We start from the raw sequence: 2,112 nt of genomic DNA on the forward strand, positions 1-2,112 counted from the left end.
ATATTTGGAATCGGCCTTTTGATTGCATTAGTTACCCCATACCCTTTGTTTTTCTATCTTGGATGGGCTGGGCTTGCTATCTGGTTCCTGTACATGATCCCGCTGATTATCTTTGCTTTCTATATCGAAAGAATGAAAAAGACTAATGACATAGCAACCTATAAGGAAATCATAGCCTTTTGTGAAGGCAAAGAAGTCGACAAGGATTCCAAGATAGCAGAAAAAGCAAAACGTCCCTACCAACGTGTGCTTCTCGCTATCGGTGCAGGAGCTCTGTTGCTGGCGATCTTTTTGCTTGAGAGTTTTATTTTTAAATAGACTTCTCCTAATAATGAACACTAAAAACCGTATTGAACCTATACTTGGTTAGCTGCTCTGACAATACAGATCACTGCACAGATTACTTAGTAAGAACGCTGTCCCGTGCCATTGAGTTTATTCTTGAGCGGGCCTGATCGTATTTCGACACACTAAACTCTCTGCGCTCCAGACACGCGTCAGCCTGACTTAGTACTTCTTTCCCGTGAAAATCAATGGAACTGAATCTCGTTCCGCAGAAAGGACAATCGAAAAACTCCTGATCGGAATCAAAGATCAGGATACCGGCACAATTCGAGCAAGTGTAACTCTTTAATACCGCCAAGGAGCACTCCTCTTAATCCGATAATTGAAATAATTATATCAGACAGAGCGTCAAACATTCTTCTCTGTAACGTTCGGGATCCTTCCGCGCGATCAGATAAGCACGTCCGTGACCTGCTTCATCACAGGATCTTAACGATGTTGCCCTGCGGGTCCTGAATGTAATTCTGCGGCGGGATCGGTGCTCCGCAGTGAGGGCAGCTGTTATGCATGCCTACAACATACATGCCTCCGCAGTAATTACAGGATGACTGATAGACCGCTTTAAGCTCGCACGGAACCGCATTCTTGTAGTAATCAGGCACCTTTTTCGGCTTATTTGTCAAGAGTGTCGGTACTATAAAAATACTCGTCATAAAAATTAAAAGAATTCCGCCAAACAATCTGGATTTATCCACTACCATCTTCATCATTAACGGCCTGTACTCATCAAAAGTTGCCGCTATCGCTTCATCTACCGAATACTTATTGCGTTGCATAAGCCTGACCTGAAGAGACTCGGTAAAGGCGTCCATGCGCTCAGGAGTCAGGACGGGATCGGTATAGTTTCCCTGCATGCCTTCCCAATACCAATCGTCAAACCCGTTATCCTTTTCGGCTGATGAGTAGACGATGAGCCAGTGATATTCATCAGGGAAACGATTAAGTGAAACATCAAAAGCATATGCCTCAAGGGAATCATAATCTTCTTTCCATGTGTCATTACTTATCGTGATCACGGCAGGTATGACACCCGTCTCATCGTAGAAATCTTTCATGGCTCTCTCGAGATTTGCCTCGTCCTCGATAACGCCGAGATTATCCTCGATCACAAATTCAGGTGTTCTGTTCTTATACTTCGAATACTCTATTCTCTTCGGAATTGTAAAAGCCTTTGCCATGACAAAAATGCTGGCGATTGCCATGGGCAGAAATATGAAGACGCAAATAATAATAGCTACTATGAACGAACCCATCTCAGGTTTGCGGACATCATAGTTGGAATAAACCAGACACGGCTTATTATCCCTGTAATAAAGGTATCTCTTACACCCCGGGAACGGAGTGGATGATGTGCGTCTTCTGCTTGATGAGCTGCTTCCGCCTCCGCTGTGTCTTGAACTGCTGTGGCTTGAAGAACTGTGGCTGTGACTTCCGCCGGAATGTGATCCTCCTCCAGATGAATGTGGCATTTTAACCTATCCCCTTCCTCTTTTTATCACAAAATTAATCTGCAATCACTGCAAAGTGAACCCTTATTTAAGTCATTATATCATGACATAATAATCTCCCTTTTAGGGAACAGTCATGATCTTTGTAAATCTGCCGTTATCATAAGAATAGGCTCTTCACGTTTTCCTTGGGATTAGCATAAAGTTGTGAGGCATTGAAATATAACGAACAAGAATAAAGAAGTAGTCATCGTTGCGGTAACCATAACCAATACGCTTGGCTACTTTTATCTTGTTGTTAAGGCCTTCTAGTTTACCG

Annotated in this window: 2 protein-coding genes and 1 pseudogene; 1 reads left to right on the forward strand and 2 read right to left on the reverse strand. The window is 43.2% G+C overall.

The genetic code is table 11. The features are described 5' to 3' along the window. Positions 1 to 318 (forward strand): annotated as a pseudogene (locus tag AC52RT_RS14585) (hypothetical protein); the annotation flags it as partial. A 446-nt stretch (positions 319 to 764) separates the two neighbouring features. Here the strand turns inward: AC52RT_RS14585 and AC52RT_RS14590 are convergent. Together AC52RT_RS14590 and AC52RT_RS14595 are read right to left on the reverse strand one after the other, a co-directional pair. Continuing rightward, positions 765 to 1,814, reverse strand: coding sequence for a hypothetical protein (locus tag AC52RT_RS14590; protein ID WP_495541416.1), 1,050 nt, complete (start codon positions 1,812 to 1,814; stop codon positions 765 to 767). A gap of 156 nt (positions 1,815 to 1,970) precedes the next feature. Then, positions 1,971 to 2,112: transposase (locus AC52RT_RS14595; RefSeq protein ID WP_495541417.1), on the reverse strand; the 142-nt coding region annotated here is incomplete at its 5' end.

The sequence above is a fragment of the Peribacillus sp. genome, assembly GCF_059453735.1.